This is a genomic window from Blautia aquisgranensis, assembly GCF_040096615.1.
Lineage (GTDB): Bacteria > Bacillota > Clostridia > Lachnospirales > Lachnospiraceae > Blautia_A > Blautia_A aquisgranensis.
In genome coordinates, this window is the sequence record NZ_JBBMEJ010000007.1 from 42,149 (window position 1) to 62,117 (window position 19,969).

Below are 19,969 nucleotides of genomic sequence, written 5' to 3' on the forward strand. Positions count from 1 at the left end.
GAGGAAATGGAAATGGCAGATACAATCAAGGTTACACTGGTAAAATCTCCGATCGGTGCAGTACCGAAGCACAAAAAAACTGTAAAAGCTATGGGTCTTACAAAGATGCATAAAACAGTTGAGATGCCAGACAACGCTGCAACAAGAGGAATGATTCAGCAGGTGCAGCACCTGGTAAAAGTAGAAGATTAAGGAGGTGCCAGAATGGAATTATCAAACTTAAGACCCGCAGAGGGTTCCAAGCATAGCGATAACTTCAGAAGAGGCCGTGGACATGGTTCAGGAAACGGCAAAACTGCTGGTAAAGGACATAAAGGACAGCTTGCTCGTTCCGGACACAAGAAACCGGGATTCGAGGGAGGTCAGATGCCTTTATACAGACGTCTTCCTAAGAGAGGTTTCAAGAACAGAAACTCTAAAGAAATTATCGCAATCAATGTAGACGTTCTCAATCGTTTTGAGGATGGCGCAGAGGTTACAGTTGACAGCTTACTTGCAAGCGGTGCAATCTCCAAGGTCGGTGATGGTGTTAAGATTCTTGGAAACGGCGAGCTTACAAAAAAACTCAATGTTAAAGTAAACGCTGTCAGCGAGACTGCAAAAACAAAAATTGAAGCTGCTGGTGGTACAGTAGAGGTGATCTAATGTTTGAGACTCTTAAGAGTGTTTTCAAAGTAAAGGAAATGAGAAGAAAACTTCTCTATCTGATCTGGATGATATTCGTGATCAGAATCGGATCCCAGCTTCCTGTACCGGGAGTCGACAGTGACTTCTTTAAGCAGTGGTTTGAATCTAATACCGGTGACGCATTCAATTTCTTTGATGCGTTCACCGGCGGTTCCTTTACTCAGATGTCAATTTTTGCATTGAACATCACACCTTACATTACTTCTTCCATTATCATTCAGCTTCTTACCATTGCCATTCCGGCACTGGAAGAGATGCAGCGTGACGGAGAAGAAGGAAGAAAAAAGCTTACAGCAATCACACGTTATGTAACGGTTGGTCTTGCCCTGTTTGAGTCTGTTGCTATGGCAATCGGATTTGGACGTCAGGGAATGATTCCGAACATGGACTTCCTGAAAGGAATCGTAGTTGTTGCAAGTTTAACAGCGGGTTCTGCCATGCTTATGTGGCTGGGTGAGCGTATTACTGAAAAGGGCATCGGAAATGGTATTTCCATCGTCCTGACTATTAATATCGTGTCCAGGGTCCCGAGCGATATATCCCTTCTTTATGAGAACTTCGTCAAGGGCAAAACAATTGCAAAAGGTATGCTTGCAGCCTGCATCATTGCTGTGATCATCCTGGTTGTTGTAGTGCTCGTACTTATCCTCAACGGAGCAGAGAGAAGAATTCCGGTTCAGTATTCCAAGAAGATGGTTGGACGTAAGATGATGGGCGGTCAGTCCACAAACATTCCGCTCAAGGTGAATACAGCCGGCGTTATCCCGGTTATCTTTGCTTCCTCAATCATGTCTTTCCCGTCTATCATTGCTCAGTTCGCTGGTAAGGGAAACGGAACAGGCATCGGAAGTGAAATTTTAAGAGGTCTTTCCTCTAATAACTGGTGTAATCCAAGTCAGATCCAGTATAGCTGGGGTCTGATCCTGTATGTAGTGCTTTGCGTATTCTTCGCATATTTCTACACATCAATTACCTTTAATCCGTTGGAAGTAGCCGATAATATCAAAAAGCAGGGCGGTTTTATCCCAGGCATCCGTCCGGGAAAACCGACTTCAGATTATTTGACTAAAATCCTGAATTATATTATATTTATAGGTGCAGTAGGTCTTGTTATCGTGGCCGTTATCCCGTTCTTCTTCAACGGTGTATTCGGTGCTAATGTTTCCTTTGGAGGAACATCCATTATCATCATCGTGGGTGTTATCCTGGAGACTGTTAAGCAGGTGGAATCCCAGCTGCTTGTACGTAATTACAAAGGCTTCCTGAACTAATTGAAAATGAAGGTTGCGGTACGTAAGTGTCGCAGCCTTGATTTGTAAACAGGACTGTCTGTTTTCAGGCAGAAAAAAGGAAAAATGGAGGGTATGCTATGAGAATTATTATGTTGGGTGCACCGGGGGCAGGCAAAGGTACTCAGGCTAAGAAAATTGCGGCGAAGTATGGGATCCCGCACATCTCCACAGGAGATATTTTCCGTGCCAATATCAAAAACGGTACCGAGCTTGGAAAAAAAGCAAAAACTTACATGGATCAGGGACTTCTTGTTCCGGATGAACTGACCTGTGACCTTGTCGTAGACAGAATCCAGCAGGATGATGCGAAAAAAGGTTATGTTCTGGATGGTTTCCCAAGAACGATTCCGCAGGCAGAGTGTCTGACAGAGGCTCTGAGTAAACTTGGAAGCAAAATTGACTATGCAATCGATGTGGATGTGCCGGATGATAATATCGTGAAACGTATGGGCGGCCGCCGTGCATGTGTGAAATGTGGTGCAACTTATCATGTTGTATTTGCAGCACCTAAGACAGAAGGCGTGTGTGATACCTGTGGTGAGAAGCTTGTACTTCGTGATGACGACAAGCCGGAGACAGTTCAGAAGCGTCTGAACGTTTATCATGATCAGACACAGCCGTTGATTGACTATTACACCAGACAAGGTGTTTTGAAGACGGTAGACGGAACCAGGGATCTGAATGAGGTATTCCAGGAGATCGTTGACATCTTAGGAGAATAAGAATGTCCGTAACAATTAAGACACAGCATGAAATAGAACTTATGAGAGAATCCGGCCATCTTCTTGAGAAGGTGCATGACGGTTTGATTCCTTATATCAAACCAGGTGTCAGCACAAAGGAGATCGACCGCATCGGTGAAGACATGATCCGGTCGATGGGCTGTATTCCGAACTTTCTGAACTACGGAGGTTTTCCGGCTTCTTTTTGCATCAGCCTGAATGATGAGGTAGTGCATGGGATTCCATCCGAAGAGAAGATAATCCAGGACGGGGATCTGGTTAAGATCGACGCCGGCCTGATTTACAAGGGCTACCATTCTGACGCAGCACGTACGTATGCAGTAGGTAATGTATCCAAAGAAGCACAGCAGCTTATCAAAGTTACGAGAGAGTGCTTTTTTGAGGGATTGAAGATGGCAAAAGCAGGAAATCATTTAAATGATATTTCCAAAGCCATCGGTGCTCACGCAGCAAAATACCGTTATGGTATCGTACGTGACCTTGTAGGACATGGAATCGGAACTCATCTTCATGAGGATCCGCAGATTCCAAACTTCCCGCAGAAGCGCAGGGGCATCAAGCTCCTTCCGGGAATGACCCTGGCCGTCGAGCCCATGATCAATCTTGGTCGTGCGGACGTGGCATGGCTGGACGATGAGTGGACAGTAGTGACCATGGATGGTTCACTTTCCGCCCATTATGAAAATACGATCCTCATCACAGATGGGGAACCAGAGATTCTGACGCTTACGAATCTGTAAGCAGCAATTGTTGTTATGACATAGGAGGTAAAAAATGTCAAAAGCAGATGTGATCGAAGTAGAAGGCACTGTTCTGGAGAAACTGCCTAACGCGATGTTTAAAGTAGAACTGGAAAACAAGCATGTGGTACTTGCACATATCAGCGGCAAGCTCCGCATGAACTTTATCCGTATTCTCCCGGGAGATAAGGTAACGATCGAGCTTTCTCCGTATGATCTTTCCAAGGGAAGAATCATCTGGAGAGATAAATAAGAAATTTTTGAAGGACCTGGCGGTTTTGGCTGCCGGGTTCTTTTTTGTTCAGAGAAAAATTATTCGGCCCTGTTCTGATAAAAAGGGAATCACATTTTTTTCACGCTTTAAACATAAACTGAACAGATTTTGTTGATATAGTATGGGCATACAAGATAAAGAGAGGAGCTTATATGAAGAAAAAATATCTGGCGGCAATCCTGGGAGTTATGATAGCAACAACATCCGTTACCGCATGTGGGGCAACACAGACGGAGACAAAAGAAAGTGCGGCTGAGAGCTCAGCGGATAAGAATACAGAAGACAGCAGTGCAGATAGTACAGAGGGTGATACGAAAACGAATGCGGATTCAGAAGATTCTGATGCTGAAGAAGATGTGACCTACGGTGAAGTGAAGTCTGTAGAAGATGGAAAACTGACGATCGCAGTAGGAACAAAGAAGGACATGGGAAGTGCACCCGAGAAGCCGGACGATGATAAATCAGACAGTAAAGCATCAGAAAAAACAGGTGATGACAACAGCGAAATTCCGGAGAAACCAGAGGGAAGCAGCAGTGGGGAAAATAATGCAGGAGCTCCGGATGGCATGCAGGGCGAAGAACTTTCCATGCTGGATCTTACAGGCGATGAGCTGACCGTTACAGTAACAGAAACTACAGTGATAACCAAGGAAAGTGCCGGAGGACGAGGCGGAGCACTGAGAGGAAATCAGGGCGAAGTTCCGGAGAAACCAGAAGGGAACAATAACGATGGCAACAAGCCAGAAAGTGAAACAATCGAACTCTCCGATATTCAGGAAGGTGATATTGTAGCGATTACTACAGATGACGATAGAAATGCACTGACCATCAAAGTACAGAATAACGACATGGGTGGCGGCCAGGGCGGCCCTGTAGGTACACCGGGCGGAGATGCCCAGGGAGCAGACAGCTACGATGCAGCAAACACATACGATTCTGATACCGAAGTATCGGACACTTCTCTGGAATCAACCGGAACAGACGAAAATGCGGCACTGGTTTCATCAGGCGCAAATGTAACCTTCAACAATGTAGATATTACCAGAACCTCCGCAGACAGTACAGGCGGAGATAACTCCAGCTTCTATGGCGTAGGAGCAGCACTTCTTACAACTGCTGGGAATTCATATGTAAAAGGCGGAACTGTAACAACAGATGCGGCAGGCGGAGCAGGAATTTTTGCTTACAGCGATGGAACGGTGTATGCGGCGGACACAACGATTAAGACTACACAGGATACTTCCGGCGGAATTCACGCAGCAGGCGGCGGAAAATTATATGCCTGGGATCTGAACGTGGAGACCAATGGAGAGTCTGCAGCTGCAATCCGAAGTGACCGTGGCGGTGGAACCATGGTAGTGGATGGTGGAAGCTATACATCGAACGGCGAGGGCTCACCGGCTGTATACTGTACTGCAGATATTGCAGTAAAAGATGCCACTCTTACAGCTAACGGATCAGAGGCTGTCTGCATCGAAGGATTAAATTCCCTGCATCTTTTCAACTGTGACCTTACAGGAAATATGAGTGATTTAAGCCAGAATGACAGCACCTGGACGGTGATCCTGTACCAGAGTATGTCCGGCGATTCCGAAGTAGGAAACAGTACCTTCCAGATGGATGGAGGAAGCCTTACGTCAGAAAACGGCGGCGTATTTTATACAACCAACACAGAATCGGATATCGCTTTAAAAGATGTAAATATTACATATAATAATGATAACGAATATTTTCTATGCTGTTCAGGAAACAATAATGAGCGCGGCTGGGGAGAAAGCGGAAACAATGGTGCAGACTGCGATTTTACAGCAATCAGCCAGGATATGGAAGGCGATGTAATCTGGGACAGTATCAGTGATCTTGATTTTTATATGACAGACGGAAGCAGTCTGACAGGAGCGATCGTGGATGATGAAAGCTTTGCAGGAAATGGCGGGGACGGATACTGTAATGTATATGTAAGTAAGGATTCTACCTGGACAGTAACCGGTGACAGCACAGTATCCACACTTTCAAGTGAAGGAACGATAGTTGACGATTCCGGTAAAACAGTTACAATTAAAGGAACAGATGGAACTGTTTATGCAGAAGGCGACAGTGAGTACACAATAACTGTAGATAAATATGAAGATACAGTTGATGTATCCGGCAGTGACAGTGTAGCTTCCTGGTCCGATTATGCAGTGGAAAAACCGGAACAATTGTAAGATCAGCCGTTTATCAGAAGAAGATTACTGTGATATAAAGAAATAAGTTAGAGATTTCCGGCCTGAGGATAGAAAATAGAGAGGCTATCTTGGGAAACAAAACAGCTGTATATCGGAAATATTAATGAAATAAAGAGGAAATAAGAGAAAAAAACGCTGAGAATGACGATAAATTCATTATTCTCAGCGTTTTTTATGTAAGGGTATTCAGGATTCGATATCTCCATCAGTTATTTATCATCCGATTCCGCCCAGAGCGATTCCAAGGATCAGAACCAGGAAACAGATCGGAATATAGATATATTTGCATATTGGGTAAAAATATTTCGTAAATGGTTTTTCACGGCCTTTATTGATCTGTTCTTCTACATATTTCTTTCCGAAGATCCAGAAGAACATAATTCCTGCAAGTCCTGCACCAAGAGGGCAGATATAGATGGAAAGTACATCCATCCAGTCAGATACAATACCCTGTATCAGAAGAGAAACGATGATACCGATTCCGGCAATAATCATACAGGATGGAACTCTTCCCAGACCGGTTTTTTCCTGAACCGTAGCGATCGGAGCTTCGTAGAGGTTCATAAGAGAAGTCATTCCCGCAAGGAACACTGCTACGAAGAAGATAATGGCAATAATCCGTCCACCTGGCATGGTTTTGATCAGGTGTGGAAGATAAATAAACAGAAGTCCGGGACCACCCTGGTCAAGCTGTGCTCCGGTGGTAGCCATAGCCGGGATGATCACAAGCGCTGCCAGCATGGCTGCAATGGTATCAAAAAGTGCCACCCGGGCAGCAGACGCCGGAATATCCTCGCTGTCCGGAAGATAGGAGCCGTAGATCAGAGTTCCGTTTCCTGCCACAGAAAGGGAAAAGAAAGCCTGACCAAGAGCAAAGATCCAGGTGGAAGGTTTTGCCAGAACTTCCGGTTCCACACGGAAAATATAACGGTATCCGTCGATTGCACCTGGCTGAAAAGCAACGTAGATGCCAAGGATCACAAACAGTATGAAGAAAACAGGCATCATGATCTTGTTGGCTTTTTCGATACCGCTGCCAACACCGTACATCAGAATAAACATGCAGATCACAAGTGCTGCAAGCTGCCAGAGATTGTTTCCCCAGGAAGAAGCCATGCCGCCGAATCTGGAACCAAAGCCCTCGATATCTTCCGGAGCCAGGGTGGAGCCTGTAAAAGTTCCGATCATATACCGGAAGATCCAGCCCATGACAACCGTGTAACCGATAGCCATGGCAAGTGCGCCGATCACAGGAATCCAGCCAAGAGTTTCGCCAGCTTTGCGTTTTCCCTTCGACTCGCAGGCAAGGCCGAAAGCATCAATAGGGCCGGAGCGGGTTCCGCGCCCGAAACTCATCTCACCGATCACACCGGTAAAACTGATCAGTGCTACAAAAATAAAATACGGGATCAGAAAAGATCCCCCTCCATACAGGGAAACTCTGGTAGGAAACATCCAGATATTTCCCATGCCAACCGCTGAACCGATGCAGGCCAGGATAAATCCCCAGCGGCTGGTAAAAGATTCACGTTTTTTCATAAGATTTCCTCTCTCCATTTGATCTTATCAGTATAACATAATTAAGGGAAAGAAGAAACTCTATTATCGACGAAGTGCATTGTCATAAAAACGGAAATGATCCGGTCTGTGACGGGATTGTGTGTACTCAAACATGATACCGTCACTGTTGTAAGTCTGGCTGGAAACTACGGCGACACAGTTATAGTCTCTTACGTTGAGATGCAGATATTTTTCATCAATCTGAGTTACTTTTTCCACGGTCATAACACGCTTGCTGTTGACGATCGTCATATGAAGTGTATGTTCCAGATATTCATATATGGAATGACTGGCAATCTCAGCAGTAAGTCCGGGAACCGTTTCCTTCAGAAAATAGTTGTGGTTGATGATCGCTCTTTCCAATATAGCTCAGGGCTCCGCTGTTATGGGAATGATCGTTCTTCAGAAGAAAAATGCGGCTGCCCAGGAGGTAAATGTTCCGGCAGGAATTTCCTGTTATCTTGGAGTAACAGAGCCGGCGATTTTTGGTGTAAACCTGAAATACGGATTTCCGTTTATCTGCGGAATGATCGGTTCAGCAGTATCCGCAGTGGTATGTGTTATGACTTCAACCACAGCCAATGCAGTAGGAGTAGGTGGAATTCCGGGAATCCTCTCTATTCAGCCGAAATATATGGGAAGCTTTGCCATCTGTATGGTGATCGCATTTGTAGTTCCGATGGTACTGACCATGATCGTCGGAAAGAAAAAGCTTTTCTGACCGGAAAAGTGATTCCTTTGGAAGAAGTAAATGATGGCGTATTCTCAGCGGGTGTTATGGGCGATGGTGTAGCTATCCTTCCGGAGAATGATATTCTTTATGCACCATGTGACGGAGAAGTAACCGTACTTATGGATGAATCCAGACATGCCTGCGGATTGACACTTGACAATGGAATGGAAATTCTTCTGCATATTGGAATCGATACGGTAGAGATGAAGGGCAACGGATTTGAATATCTTGTGGCTCTTGGACAGAAAGTAAAAGCAGGAACACCGCTGGTACGTTTTGACAGAGAAAAGATCCAGGCAGCAGGTCATCCGGATGTGACCGTGTGCATTGTTACAGAAGAAGGAAATGCGAAAAACTTTAAATTCATAACAGATATTCACGTAGAAGCAGGAAAAACAACAATTGTTTCACATGAGTAGAAGAACAGAATTCGCTCAGAGAGGCAAAAAATATGACAGAATTTGGAAAGAAGACAGTATATCAGGTTTATCCGAAGTCCTTTTATGATTCTAATGGTGACGGAGTCGGAGATATTAACGGAATTACCGGAAAACTGGATTATCTGAAAAAACTCGGAATTGACTATCTGTGGATTACACCGGTATTTGTATCACCGATGAATGACAATGGATATGATGTTGCAGACTATTACAGGATAAATCCGCAGTTTGGTACCATGGAAGATATGGATACGCTGATTGGTACCTGCATCTGTTTGATGTTACTCAGGCAGATTTAAACTGGGAAAATCCGAAAGTAAGAGAAGAACTGAAAAAGGTGATCCTGTTCTGGAAGAACAAAGGCGTAAAGGGTTTCCGATTCGATGTGGTAAATCTGATTTCCAAGCCGGACTGTTCGAAGATGAAAGATATGATAACAGTAGGGGAAATGTCCTCTACCTCACTGGAAAACTGCATTCGCTATTCCGGTAAAGCAGAAAAAGAGCTTTCCATGTGCTTTAATTTTCACCATCTGAAGGTCGATTATAAAGATGGTGATAAATGGGCACTGATGGAGCCGGACAGAATGGCACTGAAGAAGCTGTTTGAAAAATGGCAGACAGGAATGCAGAATGGTGATGGCTGGAATGCACTTTTCTGGTGCAACCACTATCAGCCGCGCATTGTATCCAGAATGGGAGATGAAGGAAGATACTGGAAGGAATCTGCCAAAATGCTTGCGGCAGCGATCCACATGATGCGGGGAACTCCCTATGTTTATCAGGGAGAAGAACTGATCGTGCTGAATAATCTTACCGGAAAAGAAGTGACTGTTGAAAAACAGGCACAGTGGAAGAGTTATGAAAAGCTTCTTGGGAATTATGAGGACAGCAGAATGGAAGAAGCTGCGATCATACTGAGACCATTTGAGACAATGGTGCTGGATTCAAAGAGTGAATAAGAATGCAGGGGAAGCTGTTTAAATTGTAAAATAAAAACAGAGCTGAATACTTTTAAGTGCTGTGTATACACGCAGAATAAAAGTATCAGCTCTGTTTTTTATTCCATCCTGTATAAAAAAATATCAGGCCTGTTCTTTCTGTCCGGAAATCTTAAGATAGCCTGCAGCGGGAACAGCTTCCGGGGAAAGAGTCCTGATATCTGCGCTGACCAGCCATGTGGCACCAAAAGCAGGAATAAGACAGAACCAGATTCCGGGAATATCGCATACCATATAAAGAATCAGGGAAAGTGCTGCACCTGTATGGAAGGAAAGCAGCGTCATTCCGTAAAATTTCGCCTTATCACGCTGCGCGGAGTCCTTTTTCATAAGAAACTCTGTAAGCGCAGAGGTAAACTGGCGGAGATTATTGGTGGAAAAGATGGTGGAGCTGTTGTAGCCACCGGGTGCCTTAAAGGTACACCACTGAAACGGCATTGCAAAAAATACAGGGTACAGTGCGATCACAGGGCTCATCTCAGAAGGAAGAAATCCGAGAAGCAGTACAGCACAGATATCTATTCCGATACTGATGTAACGAAGATCCATAGAAAAATGTGCCGGAATCCATACTGTAAGGATCACCGCAGACATATAGACAGCCAGAGCACCAAAGCGCAGCAGCATATCCGGAAAATTCCTACCTACAAGATCACGTACCAGATAAAGAAGATTGGCAGTCTGTGCATTGCCGAAAAGATCTGCCCTGGATACAATAGCATAAAGGCCAAGGTACCCGCCGATAAAAGACAGGGTATAGTGGATCAGAAAACGATATTTCAGTTCCGTGTGCATAAATAACAAAATCCTTTCAATTATATAATATATGAACATGCCTCTTATTATAATACCATCGTAAAAATAATAGAATAGTCAAATCCGATGAAATAAAACAAAAAAAATCAAAAATTTTTTAAATTTCTACTTGCATTTCGTAAAAACAGGTGTTAGTATATATTTCAAGCGCGCAAATACTGTGTATGAGTGCGCCTGTGAAACTGCAGATATGAGACTAATTTACGGAAGGAGGATTTCCAGTGAAAGTAAGATCATCTGTAAAGCCGATCTGCGAGAAGTGCAAGGTCATTAAGAGAAAGGGATCCATCAGAATCATCTGTGAGAACCCGAAGCACAAACAGCGTCAGGGTTGATTTCCATATCGGAACTTCTTTGGAATGTTTGTGAAACGTGCGGCTGCAGTATGAAACACCCGGAAGGGTTGTTCTGCTGAGTGAATAATAAGCATGTATTGCCTAATACCGAGAGGCAACAGCGGTTAAGATCCGCAATTTCGGAAAGGCTGTGATTCGCCAATTACAGCTGGGTGTTTTACCGAGGCACCCCAATTAGGAAACTAGAATAGAAAGAGACAGATCGATATGTCCCATTTCACCTTGCGGGAGCAAGTGACATACGATGTGTGAGACTTTCAGAAACAGAAAATGGAGGAAACAGTACATGGCTCGTATAGCTGGTGTAGACTTACCAAGAGAGAAACGTATTGAAATCGGTCTTACCTATATTTATGGAATTGGTAGACCAAGCGCAGACAAAATTCTTGCTAAAGCAGAGGTTAATCCTGACACACGTGTCAGAGATCTGACTGATGATGAGGTTAAGAGACTGAGCGCTGTTATTGATGAGACAATGACAGTAGAAGGTGATCTGAGAAGGGAAATCGCCCTTAACATCAAGAGACTGCAGGAGATCGGATGCTACAGAGGTATCCGTCATCGTAAAGGACTCCCGGTTCGTGGTCAGAAGACTAAGACAAATGCGAGAACTCGCAAGGGACCGAAGAGAACAGTAGCTAACAAGAAGAAATAATTTTTAGATATAACTAATTAATTTCAATAAAAGGAAAGTGTAGGTTAGTTTTAAAATGGCAAAAGTTACAAAGAAAACGACAAAACGTCGTGTCAAGAAAAACGTTGAACACGGACAGGCACATATTCAGTCTTCCTTCAACAATACAATCGTTACACTGACAGATAACGAAGGAAACGCTCTTTCATGGGCAAGTGCCGGTGGTCTTGGATTTAAAGGTTCAAGGAAATCTACCCCTTATGCAGCACAGATGGCAGCAGAGACTGCAACAAAGGCTGCTTTAATTCACGGATTAAAAACAGTAGACGTTATGGTAAAAGGCCCGGGCTCAGGCCGTGAAGCAGCAATCCGTGCGCTTCAGGCATGCGGACTTGAAGTAACCAGCATTCGTGACGTAACTCCGGTTCCTCACAATGGATGCCGTCCACCAAAACGCAGAAGAGTCTAATTAGGAGGTAGTTGAAATGGCAGTAAATAGAGTGCCTGTTCTGAAAAGATGCAGATCCCTTGGCCTGGATCCAATTTACTTAGGAATTGATAAGAAGTCCACAAGACAGTTAAAACGTGCAAACCGTAAGGTATCTGAGTACGGTCTTCAGCTGAAAGAGAAACAGAAAGCTAAATTCATCTACGGAGTACTTGAGAAACCTTTCCGTAACTACTACAAGAAAGCCGACAGAATGCAGGGCCAGACAGGTGAGAACCTTATGGTTATGCTTGAAAGCAGACTTGACAACGTTGTTTTCCGTATGGGATTCGCAAGAACAAGAAGAGAGGCTCGTCAGATCGTAGATCACAAGCACGTACTTGTTAACGGAAAATGCGTAAACATTCCGTCCTACCTGTGCAAGGCCGGAGATACAATTGAGATCAGAGAGAAGAGCAAAGGTTCTGAGAGATATAAGGGAATCCTTGAGGTTACTGGTGGAAGACTTGTTCCGGAGTGGATCGATGTTGACCAGGAGAACCTGAAAGGTGCTATCAAAGAGCTTCCTACAAGAGAGCAGATTGATGTTCCTGTAAACGAGATGCTTATCGTCGAGCTGTATTCTAAATAATTAGCAGCTATTCACTGTGTTTATAGTTGTAAAAATTGGTAATACCCTCGAAAGTTGATTAACCCAGAAGGAGGGAACCTTATAGTGTTTGATTTCAATAAACCAAAAATCGAAATTACCGAAATATCCGAAGATAAGAAGTTTGGAAGATTCGTTGTAGAGCCTCTTGAGAGAGGTTATGGTACTACCCTTGGCAATTCTTTGAGAAGAATTATGCTGTCCTCCCTTCCGGGAGCTGCAGTAAGCCAGGTGAAGATTGATGGTGTACTTCATGAATTCAGCTCTATTCCGGGCGTGAAGGAAGATGTAACTGAGATCATCATGAATCTGAAATCTCTTGCCATCAAGAATAACAGCAGTGATAATGAGCCGAAAACCGCATACATCGAGTGTGAGGGCGCAGGCGTTGTTACAGCAGCTGATATTCAGGCAGATCAGGATATTGAGATCATGAACCCGGATCAGGTAATCGCAACCCTGAACGGCGGAAAAGACTGCAGACTGGCCATGGAACTTACCATTACCAAGGGACGTGGTTATATCAGCGCAGACAAAGGCAAAACCGATGACATGCCGATCGGTGTGATCGCAGTTGATGCGATCTACACTCCGGTTGACAGAGTCAACATGATCGTAGAGAATACACGTGTTGGTCAGGTAACTGACTTCGACAAGCTTACACTGGATGTATACACCAATGGAACACTTGATCCGGACGAAGCAGTAAGCCTTGCAGCTAAGGTTCTCAGCGAGCATTTAAGCCTTTTCATCGATCTTTCCGAGAATGCTAAGACCGCAGAGGTTATGATCGAGAAAGAAGATAATGAGAAGGAAAAAGTTCTGGAGATGAGCATTGATGAGCTTGAGCTCTCTGTTCGTTCCTATAACTGCCTCAAGAGAGCCGGTATCAATACGGTTGAGGAATTATGTAACAAGACTTCTGATGATATGATGAAGGTTCGTAATCTGGGCCGTAAATCATTAGAGGAAGTACTTGCGAAACTCAAAGAGCTGGGACTTCAGCTCCAGCCAACAGAAGAGTAATTAACGCTCCGGTACCAGCAGATTCTTAAGGAATCTGCACACTGCCGGAGATTTTGAATAGTGAGTGGGGTGTCAGCAGCAGGACAGTAAGACCGAACAAGCATGTCCTGGTGTCCCACAGATGGAGGATAATAAAATGGCAAAATATAGAAAATTAAGCAGAACATCTAACCAGAGAAAAGCACTCCTGAGAAATCAGGTTACTAACCTTCTTCATCACGGAAAAATCGTGACAACAGAAGCTAAGGCTAAAGAGATCCGCAAGATCGCTGAGGGACTTATCGCTATGGCTGTACGTGAGAAAGACAATTTCGAGACAGTTACAGTAACAGCTAAGGTTGCTCGTAAAGATGCTGACGGAAAACGTGTGAAAGAAGTCGTAGACGGAAAGAAGAAAACAGTTTACGATGAAGTTCAGAAAGAGATCAAGAAAGATGCTCCTTCCAGACTTCATGCACGTCGTGAGATGCTCAAAGTTTTCTATCCTGTAACAGAAGTTCCTACTAAGGGCGCTGGCAAGAAGAAAAACACAAAAGAGATCGACATGGTTGACAAGATGTTCAGCGAGATCGCTCCGAAATATGCTGATCGTAACGGTGGTTACACAAGAATCGTTAAGATCGGACAGCGTAAGGGCGATGCTGCTATGGAAGTTCTTATCGAGCTCGTATAATTATTATTTTGACCTTTTTAGAGGACATTTGCAGAAATGCAGATGTCCTTTTTTGTATCCCTTAAAGAGCGAAAAAATGCAGAAATGGTGGATTTACGACCATAATTTACATCAAGAAAGTAAAATATGAGTAATAAATCATGGTATAATATATAGAACAGAAGATACAATGACGGAATAAAAGGGGATACATAAATATGACGATGATGACCATTGCCATTTGTGACGATATGCAGGCAGATGCCAGGAAACTTTACAAACAGCTTGAGCGAGTCGTTCCAGGGTCAGAAATTCGGATATTTAAAAGCGGAGAGCTTTTATTGGAAGAAATGGAGCGGATCACAGGAGCCAGGACAGACAGTTTCCGGATTGGTGAGCATGTGATACCGATTTCTCGTTCCTACAACAAAACCGCGCATGCAAGACATGATGACTATCTGCAATTACAGCAGGAAGAGATTGGAGAATAGTCCTCCTTGATTTTTATTCCTTTTTAGCGTACAATCGGTAATGTACAAAAAATAAAAGTACGGATACGCGAAAGGATGATAAAGATGGTCGGCAGAATTTCTGGTACTACCGGACAGATTAAATATACGAACAGTTCAGATGTACAGTCTGGATATAATAAACTTGCAGAAGATATGAAGAAAGACATGGAAGGAATGTTTTCCTTTACATCTTGTGCATTTTTTTGTTGCCCGAAATGATCCGCCGTTTTTTACTGACAGTGGAGATACTGATACTGTCACTGTTCATTCTTGGAGGAAGTTATGCAATCCCACAGACTGCAGCTGCCAGAACCCCGGAATTTTCATGGACAGATAACAGAACGATCGCACATGCACTTGGCGGTTTTGCTGGCAGAGAGTATCTGAACTGCCGGGAAGGCTTTCTGGATATGTACCGCCGGGGAGTTCGGCTTTTTGAGCTGGATCTTTCCAAAACTTCGGACGGGGTATGGGTATGCCGCCACAACTGGAATGAACCTATGGGACAGTGGAATGGTAAAGAAAAAAAAGTCCTTACAGAGAAGCAGTTTAAGGAAAGTAAGATATATGGCAAATACACACCCATGACGCTGGAAGATTTTTTTCTGCTCCTTAAGGATTATCCGGATGCGTTTGTGATGATCGATTCCAAACAGTATTCCCTGCGGAATTACCAGAGAACTCTGGAAGATTATTATGAATACGTGGAGACAGCCAGGGCGGTAGGGGCAGAGGATGTTCTGAACCAGATTATTCCGGAAATTTACAGTCAGGCCATGTTTGCCGGAACTGCAATGATCTATACATTTCCCTCGTATATTTATTCACTCTGGCAGGAATACTCAGAAGAAGATCTGGAGGAGATTGCTTCTTTCTGCCACGAGAAAGGGATAGGTGCTGCAACGATCTATTGGAAATACTGGTCGGAAGAGGCAGAGCAGATTTTTGAAAATCTGGGAATACGGCTTTATGTGTATACGGTAAATGACCGAAACCAGGCAAGAGGATATCTTTCTGAAGGTGCAGAAGGAATCTGTACAGATTTTCTCACAGGAGAGGATTTGTGGTAAAAAGAAATAAAAACAAAGGAAACAGACGATTATGAAAATAAGAACAAGCATTGCTGTGACAGCAGCAAAGATCACAGGATATGTCTGCAAACTTATGGGACGACAGGGAGTGACCTGGGCCGGTAAGATCGCATTGAAGATATGTCCGGATATTCTGGAGGAACTTTCTTCCCAGGTAAGAGAAAAGATATTCGTAGTATGTGGAACCAATGGAAAGACAACCACTAACAATATGCTCTGTGCTGCACTGGAAGCAGAGGGGAAAAAAGTTATCTGCAACCATACCGGTTCCAACATGCTTAACGGGGTTGTGGCAGCGTTCGTACTTGGGGCGAAGCCAAGCGGGAAGCTGGACGCAGATTATGCCTGTATCGAGGTGGATGAGGCATCTACAAGGCATGTATTCACGAAGATCAATCCGGATTACATGGTTATGACCAATTTGTTCCGCGATCAGCTGGATCGTTATGGCGAAATTGATATTACCATGAATATTCTGGAGGAGATGATGAAAAAGGTTCCTGATATGAAAGTGATCGTCAACGGAGATGATGCACTTTCCGCATATCTTGCCATGGACTGCGGCAATCCATATGTGACTTACGGAATCAGCAAGCCGGTAATTCAGAACAAGACAAACGAAATCCGCGAAGGACGTTTCTGCAAGCGCTGCGGCGAGAAGCTGATTTACAGCTTTTATCATTATAGCCAGCTTGGGGATTACAGATGTCCGAAATGCGGCTTCAAACGTCCGGAGATCAATTTTGATGCCACAGATGTGAAAGTAGATGACCAGATTGCTTTTACCGTTGAGGATAAGCACATCGTGGCTAATTATAAAGGTTTCTATAATGTATATAATATTCTGGCGGCGTATGCAGGCATCCGTACTGCCGGTTTTGCGGCAGAGCATTTTAATGATATGCTGAAGAAATTTAATCCGGAAAACGGACGTAATGAGCAGTTTCGGATCAAGGGTGCCAGCGTGATCCTGAATCTGGCCAAGAATCCGGCAGGCTTTAACCAGAATATTTCTGCTGTGATGCAGGACGAGTCACCGAAGGATATTATTATCGTGATCAATGACAATGCCCAGGATGGAAAAGACATCTCCTGGCTCTGGGATGTGGATTTTGATCTGTTTGGAGGAGAAAGCATCAACTCGATCACAGTCAGCGGAATCCGCTGCCAGGATATGCGTCTCCGTCTGAAATATGTGGATATTCCGTCCATGCTGGAAAATGATGTGGAGACTGCGATTCGTAAGAGGATTGAGGATGGAACAGGCAATCTCTATGTACTGGTAAACTATACGGCGCTGTTTGGCACCAGAAATATTCTGAAGAAACTGGAGGGTGAGAAATGAAGATAACGATTGGACATTTATATCCGGATCTTCTGAACCTTTACGGTGACAGAGGAAATATTCAGTGCCTGATGAAAAGATGTCTCTGGAGAGGAATTGATGCAGAGACGATCGCTTTTGAACTTGGTGATGAAATAGATTTTTCCAAACTGGATATCGTGCTTCTAGGAGGCGGTTCTGACAGGGAGCAGATGCTCGTATGTGAAAAATTAAAAGAAATTCAGAAAGATTTTAAGGCGTATGTGGAGGACAATGGTGTTGTGATCGCCATTTGCGGCGGATATCAGCTCCTTGGTAATTATTACAAGACAGACCAGGGAATGATCGAAGGACTGAAGCTGGTAGATATGAGCACAGAGCAGGGTAAGGGCCGTCTGATCGGAAATATCGTGATGAAGAGCGATCTTTTTGATATGCCGATCGTAGGATTTGAAAATCATGGAGGACGTACCACCATCGGAAATAACCGTCCTCTCGGAAAGGTCCTTGCAGGTTACGGCAATGATGGACAGTCAGGCGAAGAAGGCGTGGTATACAAGAACGTGATCGGTACCTATCTGCATGGTCCGCTTCTTCCGAAGAATCCACAGCTTGCGGATCTTCTGATCAGCCGTGCGCTGGAGAGAAAATACGGGAAAAAGATCGAACTTGAGAAACTGGATGACAGCGAGGAGCAGGAGGCAAACTCCTATATCTTCCATCGCTTTGTAAAAAACGAAGGATAAAGAGGTCAGTATGGCGAAATCAAACAATCAGAAAGCGAAGATCCTGTATCTGGAAAAAATGCTTAAAGAAACAGGGGAGCACCATGCGTTATCCATGCAGGAGATCCTGGAGACTCTGAGGGAATATGGGATAAGTGCAGAGCGGAAAAGTATTTATGCTGATGTGGAGGTTTTGAGGGCTTTCGGAATGGATATCCGTTATACAAGAGAACGGCCGGGCGGATATTATCTTTACGGAAATGCAGACATAAAAGAGAAACCTGTTCGGAAGATACCGGCATCAGAAACAGAGCCGAAGTCTGAACCGCTTCAGGAAACCCGTTCTGTATGTGGCTATGAAGAACTGCTTGCAGCTTCCGCAAAAAGTATAAAAAGAGAGATGAAGCTTCTGTGCGCCGGTGGCGTACAGGCAGAGATTCGCGATTATTTCAGGGATAACGCAGAATATAAGATTAAGGACAGTGGAGATCTGATGATAACAGCAGAGCTTCCTGAAAATATGAAATTTTATGGCTGGCTGACAGGAATGGGCGGAAGTGTACGCATACTCAAGCCCAGGAAATCAGCGTTGGCCTATAGAGACTATCTGAAATCACTGGCAAGGGAATATAAAGGCTTATAGGAGAGATTTGACAATGAAGAAAAAAACAGTGATCCTGCTTGTAGGGGCAATAACTTTGGCAGCAGTTTTTTCCGGCTGTGGTAAAAATAAAGAGGCAACCGAAGCGGCTAACGAGAGTGTGGAGTCTGAAGACCCGGAAGGAAAAGCCAAAAACAGCGATGATGCGGAGGAAGAAGAAAAGAGAGAAGAAGAGGAAAAGGCAGCAGCAGATAAGAAGGTTGGTATTTTTCTGCCGTCAGCGTCCGATGATACGAGATGGGCGTCTGATGGGGAAACTCTTGTACATGCACTTGAGGATGACGGATACGATGCAGAGGTATTTTTCGCAGATGAGAGCGGAGATACACAGGTATCCCAGATCAGTGGCATTCTGGATGATGAAAAAACATCTGCTCTTATTGTGGCACCTGCAGATCCGTACGGGCTGAATGATGTGCTGGAGCAGGTCTACGAGAAATCCATTCCTGTTTTTTCCTATGATGAGCTGATCATGGATACAGATAAGGTGAATTATTTTGTGACCTTTGATGCACGTAAGGCAGGAAAGATGATCGGAGATGCCATTATTAAGAACAAGGATCTGGAGAAAGCCAGTGAGGATAAACAGACCTTAACAATCGAATTTCTCATGGGTTCCCCGGATGACAGAGATGCACTTTTCTTTTTCAATGGAGTAATGGAAAAACTTCAGAAATACTTTGATGACGGTACACTTGTATGTAAGTCCGGTAAGCAGAGCTTTGACGACACAGCAGTAATGCGTAACAGCAGAAGTACTGCAAAAAATGATCTCACAGCTGTTCTTTCCGGGAATTACGCGGATGGAGCTCCGGATATCATCTGCACAGGTGCGGATGAACTGGCACTTGGAGCAGCAGAAGCACTGGAGGAAGCTGGATATACAGCAGGTAGTGAGGACTGGCCTATGATCACAGGCTGTGGCTGTGAGGCTGAGGCTGCAACTGCCATTATTGAAGGAAGATTATCGAACAGTGTATTTCTGGACAACCGTGTGCTTGCAGCAGACTGTGTGACTATGGTAGATACTTATCTGAAAGGCGAAAAACCGGAAATTAACAACTATTCCCAGTATGATAATGGAACCAAAATTGTGGGTACGGTAACAAGTGATCTCCAGCTGATCGACAAGGATAACTATCAGATGCTTGTGGATGACGGATATTTTGATGAAGATGAGATACTGCCGGAGGTGACATCGACACCGACACCGGAGCCGACTGTGACGGAAACTCCGTCTGAAGAGGCGGAAGGAACAGTGATGCCGACACCGTCTGTAGCAGCAGGGGAGACGGCCACACCGACAGAAGAGCCGGTAACGCCAACCCCGACAGAGAAAGCGGACAAAAGTTCCGTAGCATAAAAGCAAAAATAAAAA

21 protein-coding genes and 3 pseudogenes are annotated in these 19,969 nt (G+C 44.3%); 21 read left to right on the top strand and 3 right to left on the bottom strand.

Going from position 1 to position 19,969, the window contains the following annotated elements:
* Positions 1–12 precede the first annotated feature (12 nt).
* From rpmD to WMO28_RS07275, 7 genes are all read left to right on the top strand, one after another.
* Positions 13–192, top strand: a complete 180-nt coding sequence (gene rpmD, locus WMO28_RS07245) for a 50S ribosomal protein L30 (protein ID WP_015526932.1) — start codon at positions 13–15, stop codon at positions 190–192.
* 12 nt (positions 193–204) lie between these two features.
* Positions 205–645 carry a 50S ribosomal protein L15 gene (rplO, locus tag WMO28_RS07250; RefSeq protein ID WP_349056549.1) on the top strand — a complete coding sequence of 147 codons (441 nt, stop codon included), beginning with the start codon at positions 205–207 and terminating at the stop codon, positions 643–645.
* A complete protein-coding gene (gene secY / locus WMO28_RS07255) occupies positions 645–1,958 on the top strand; it encodes a preprotein translocase subunit SecY (protein WP_349056551.1) in 1,314 nt (437 codons plus the stop codon). The genes rplO and secY overlap by 1 nt, the downstream gene beginning before the upstream one ends.
* Positions 1,959–2,056: 98 nt before the next feature.
* Positions 2,057–2,701, top strand: coding sequence for an adenylate kinase (locus WMO28_RS07260; RefSeq protein ID WP_178644020.1), 645 nt, complete (start codon positions 2,057–2,059; stop codon positions 2,699–2,701).
* 2 nt (positions 2,702–2,703) lie between these two features.
* The gene (gene map / locus WMO28_RS07265) at positions 2,704–3,462 is read left to right on the top strand and encodes a type I methionyl aminopeptidase (RefSeq protein ID WP_178644022.1); all 759 of its coding nucleotides are present in this window, start codon (positions 2,704–2,706) and stop codon (positions 3,460–3,462) included.
* A gap of 34 nt (positions 3,463–3,496) precedes the next feature.
* Entirely contained in the window at positions 3,497–3,715 is a 219-nt protein-coding gene (gene infA, locus WMO28_RS07270; protein ID WP_005428560.1) for a translation initiation factor IF-1, read from the top strand.
* A 173-nt stretch (positions 3,716–3,888) separates the two neighbouring features.
* On the top strand, positions 3,889–5,943 hold the full coding sequence (locus WMO28_RS07275; RefSeq protein WP_349056552.1) for an autotransporter outer membrane beta-barrel domain-containing protein: 2,055 nt from the start codon (positions 3,889–3,891) through the stop codon (positions 5,941–5,943).
* A 237-nt stretch (positions 5,944–6,180) separates the two neighbouring features.
* Here WMO28_RS07275 and WMO28_RS07280 read toward each other — a convergent pair whose 3' ends face one another.
* Positions 6,181–7,503 (bottom strand): sodium-dependent transporter, encoded by a 1,323-nt coding sequence (locus tag WMO28_RS07280; protein WP_349056553.1) that lies wholly within the window; start codon positions 7,501–7,503, stop codon positions 6,181–6,183.
* Positions 7,504–7,566: 63 nt separating this feature from the next.
* A pseudogene (locus tag WMO28_RS07285) lies at positions 7,567–7,884 on the bottom strand (UTRA domain-containing protein); the annotation flags it as partial.
* Here WMO28_RS07285 and WMO28_RS07290 point away from each other — a divergent pair.
* Both WMO28_RS07290 and WMO28_RS07295 read left to right on the top strand, forming a co-directional pair.
* A pseudogene (locus WMO28_RS07290) lies at positions 7,862–8,676 on the top strand (glucose PTS transporter subunit IIA); the annotation flags it as partial. The pseudogenes WMO28_RS07285 and WMO28_RS07290 overlap by 23 nt on opposite strands.
* A gap of 32 nt (positions 8,677–8,708) precedes the next feature.
* Positions 8,709–9,601 (top strand): annotated as a pseudogene (locus WMO28_RS07295) (alpha-amylase family glycosyl hydrolase); the annotation flags it as partial.
* 180 nt (positions 9,602–9,781) lie between these two features.
* Here the strand turns inward: WMO28_RS07295 and WMO28_RS07300 are convergent.
* Positions 9,782–10,492: a YoaK family protein gene (locus WMO28_RS07300; protein WP_349056555.1), complete on the bottom strand. Its 711-nt coding sequence runs from the start codon at positions 10,490–10,492 to the stop codon at positions 9,782–9,784.
* A gap of 242 nt (positions 10,493–10,734) precedes the next feature.
* Here WMO28_RS07300 and rpmJ point away from each other — a divergent pair, with 242 nt between their 5' ends.
* The 12 genes from rpmJ to WMO28_RS07360 all read left to right on the top strand — a co-directional run bounded on the left by rpmJ (position 10,735) and on the right by WMO28_RS07360 (position 19,954).
* Positions 10,735–10,848: a 50S ribosomal protein L36 gene (gene rpmJ / locus WMO28_RS07305; protein WP_003022746.1), complete on the top strand. Its 114-nt coding sequence runs from the start codon at positions 10,735–10,737 to the stop codon at positions 10,846–10,848.
* A gap of 307 nt (positions 10,849–11,155) precedes the next feature.
* A complete protein-coding gene (rpsM, locus tag WMO28_RS07310) occupies positions 11,156–11,524 on the top strand; it encodes a 30S ribosomal protein S13 (protein WP_008707282.1) in 369 nt (122 codons plus the stop codon).
* A 55-nt stretch (positions 11,525–11,579) separates the two neighbouring features.
* Positions 11,580–11,972 carry a 30S ribosomal protein S11 gene (gene rpsK / locus WMO28_RS07315; RefSeq protein WP_015526942.1) on the top strand — a complete coding sequence of 131 codons (393 nt, stop codon included), beginning with the start codon at positions 11,580–11,582 and terminating at the stop codon, positions 11,970–11,972.
* 16 nt (positions 11,973–11,988) lie between these two features.
* The gene (gene rpsD / locus WMO28_RS07320) at positions 11,989–12,582 is read left to right on the top strand and encodes a 30S ribosomal protein S4 (protein WP_178640850.1); all 594 of its coding nucleotides are present in this window, start codon (positions 11,989–11,991) and stop codon (positions 12,580–12,582) included.
* Positions 12,583–12,666: 84 nt separating this feature from the next.
* Positions 12,667–13,626 (top strand): DNA-directed RNA polymerase subunit alpha, encoded by a 960-nt coding sequence (locus WMO28_RS07325; protein WP_178640853.1) that lies wholly within the window; start codon positions 12,667–12,669, stop codon positions 13,624–13,626.
* Between the two features lie 136 nt (positions 13,627–13,762).
* The gene (locus tag WMO28_RS07330; protein WP_178640856.1) at positions 13,763–14,299 is read left to right on the top strand and encodes a L17 family ribosomal protein; all 537 of its coding nucleotides are present in this window, start codon (positions 13,763–13,765) and stop codon (positions 14,297–14,299) included.
* Between the two features lie 197 nt (positions 14,300–14,496).
* A complete protein-coding gene (locus tag WMO28_RS07335; protein ID WP_349056558.1) occupies positions 14,497–14,769 on the top strand; it encodes a hypothetical protein in 273 nt (90 codons plus the stop codon).
* A 236-nt stretch (positions 14,770–15,005) separates the two neighbouring features.
* Positions 15,006–15,860: a phosphatidylinositol-specific phospholipase C/glycerophosphodiester phosphodiesterase family protein gene (locus tag WMO28_RS07340; protein WP_349056560.1), complete on the top strand. Its 855-nt coding sequence runs from the start codon at positions 15,006–15,008 to the stop codon at positions 15,858–15,860.
* Between the two features lie 31 nt (positions 15,861–15,891).
* Positions 15,892–17,226 carry a MurT ligase domain-containing protein gene (locus WMO28_RS07345; RefSeq protein ID WP_178640861.1) on the top strand — a complete coding sequence of 445 codons (1,335 nt, stop codon included), beginning with the start codon at positions 15,892–15,894 and terminating at the stop codon, positions 17,224–17,226.
* Complete coding sequence (locus WMO28_RS07350; RefSeq protein ID WP_178640865.1) at positions 17,223–17,951, top strand: glutamine amidotransferase; 729 nt, start codon at positions 17,223–17,225, stop codon at positions 17,949–17,951. The genes WMO28_RS07345 and WMO28_RS07350 overlap by 4 nt, the downstream gene beginning before the upstream one ends.
* Positions 17,952–17,961: 10 nt before the next feature.
* On the top strand, positions 17,962–18,573 hold the full coding sequence (locus WMO28_RS07355; protein WP_178640868.1) for a hypothetical protein: 612 nt from the start codon (positions 17,962–17,964) through the stop codon (positions 18,571–18,573).
* A 13-nt stretch (positions 18,574–18,586) separates the two neighbouring features.
* Positions 18,587–19,954, top strand: a complete 1,368-nt coding sequence (locus WMO28_RS07360; protein ID WP_349056561.1) for a substrate-binding domain-containing protein — start codon at positions 18,587–18,589, stop codon at positions 19,952–19,954.
* Positions 19,955–19,969: the final 15 nt, after the last annotated feature.

Coding starts and splice junctions, on each gene's coding strand:
- rpmD (WP_015526932.1), top strand. CDS start 13: ATGGCAGATACAATCAAGGTTACACTGGTAAAATCTCCGATCGGTGCA.
- rplO (WP_349056549.1), top strand. CDS start 205: ATGGAATTATCAAACTTAAGACCCGCAGAGGGTTCCAAGCATAGCGAT.
- secY (WP_349056551.1), top strand. CDS start 645: ATGTTTGAGACTCTTAAGAGTGTTTTCAAAGTAAAGGAAATGAGAAGA.
- WMO28_RS07260 (WP_178644020.1), top strand. CDS start 2,057: ATGAGAATTATTATGTTGGGTGCACCGGGGGCAGGCAAAGGTACTCAG.
- map (WP_178644022.1), top strand. CDS start 2,704: ATGTCCGTAACAATTAAGACACAGCATGAAATAGAACTTATGAGAGAA.
- infA (WP_005428560.1), top strand. CDS start 3,497: ATGTCAAAAGCAGATGTGATCGAAGTAGAAGGCACTGTTCTGGAGAAA.
- WMO28_RS07275 (WP_349056552.1), top strand. CDS start 3,889: ATGAAGAAAAAATATCTGGCGGCAATCCTGGGAGTTATGATAGCAACA.
- WMO28_RS07280 (WP_349056553.1), bottom strand. CDS start 7,503: ATGAAAAAACGTGAATCTTTTACCAGCCGCTGGGGATTTATCCTGGCC.
- WMO28_RS07300 (WP_349056555.1), bottom strand. CDS start 10,492: ATGCACACGGAACTGAAATATCGTTTTCTGATCCACTATACCCTGTCT.
- rpsM (WP_008707282.1), top strand. CDS start 11,156: ATGGCTCGTATAGCTGGTGTAGACTTACCAAGAGAGAAACGTATTGAA.
- rpsK (WP_015526942.1), top strand. CDS start 11,580: ATGGCAAAAGTTACAAAGAAAACGACAAAACGTCGTGTCAAGAAAAAC.
- rpsD (WP_178640850.1), top strand. CDS start 11,989: ATGGCAGTAAATAGAGTGCCTGTTCTGAAAAGATGCAGATCCCTTGGC.
- WMO28_RS07330 (WP_178640856.1), top strand. CDS start 13,763: ATGGCAAAATATAGAAAATTAAGCAGAACATCTAACCAGAGAAAAGCA.
- WMO28_RS07335 (WP_349056558.1), top strand. CDS start 14,497: ATGACGATGATGACCATTGCCATTTGTGACGATATGCAGGCAGATGCC.
- WMO28_RS07340 (WP_349056560.1), top strand. CDS start 15,006: ATGATCCGCCGTTTTTTACTGACAGTGGAGATACTGATACTGTCACTG.
- WMO28_RS07345 (WP_178640861.1), top strand. CDS start 15,892: ATGAAAATAAGAACAAGCATTGCTGTGACAGCAGCAAAGATCACAGGA.
- WMO28_RS07350 (WP_178640865.1), top strand. CDS start 17,223: ATGAAGATAACGATTGGACATTTATATCCGGATCTTCTGAACCTTTAC.
- WMO28_RS07355 (WP_178640868.1), top strand. CDS start 17,962: ATGGCGAAATCAAACAATCAGAAAGCGAAGATCCTGTATCTGGAAAAA.
- WMO28_RS07360 (WP_349056561.1), top strand. CDS start 18,587: ATGAAGAAAAAAACAGTGATCCTGCTTGTAGGGGCAATAACTTTGGCA.